At 50.8% G+C, this 636-nt stretch carries 1 protein-coding gene; it reads left to right on the top strand.

From position 1 onward, the window contains the following. Positions 1–378: 378 nt before the first annotated feature. On the top strand, positions 379–636 hold a 258-nt coding region (locus ABUE31_RS22755), incomplete at its 3' end, for a hypothetical protein (RefSeq protein ID WP_367726048.1).

Raw genomic sequence — 636 nt, 5'->3', positions numbered from 1 at the left:
GCGTAGTCCAAGCAGGGCAGCATAGCCCTAGACGCGATGGCTATTTCGCTGCATCCAGCCGTTCCAAGGGCCTCTCCAAAATCAGTTCAAGTTTTCCAATCACAACAGACAGTGCAACGCACATAGTACCTAGCCCAAAAAGTAAAGCACCCAGGATTTCATGGATTGCCGAAATTGCCGCTATGTAAACTAGGACCCCAGCTACGATCTGCCCTGACCCAAGAGTGGCGATAACTACCCTCATATGCTTCCCTCGCTCACAATGAGCGTTGCAAGTTCGCTCATGTCGGTTCCCAAGGCAAGACTGCCTGTGATCGCGTGCACTTGCCAAGACTGTACGTTGCGCTAATTTCAGATTCTGCGGGAGTGGATCTTGGGATGACTCGGTATTTGGTACTGGCAGTTGGCTTGATTGTTGCGGATGTAGCCCATGCTGATGAAGTAGTTAGGAGTGAGGACGGCCGCGAAATATTGCTACGGTCCGATGGCACCTACGAAGTTCTGATTCAGAATGACGCAAGACCATCCGTATCATACAGACAAATGTCTATTGTAGACCTGAAGCTGGATATCGACGGGCTCGAAGGTCAACTGGTTGAGGTTTCAGGAAAACTCAGTTCGTTCGGCGGCCTTGTG

The sequence above is a fragment of the Mesorhizobium marinum genome (assembly GCF_040813675.1).
Taxonomy (GTDB): Bacteria; Pseudomonadota; Alphaproteobacteria; order Rhizobiales; family Rhizobiaceae; genus Mesorhizobium_K; species Mesorhizobium_K marinum.
This window is presented reverse-complemented; position numbering and strand designations above follow the sequence as displayed.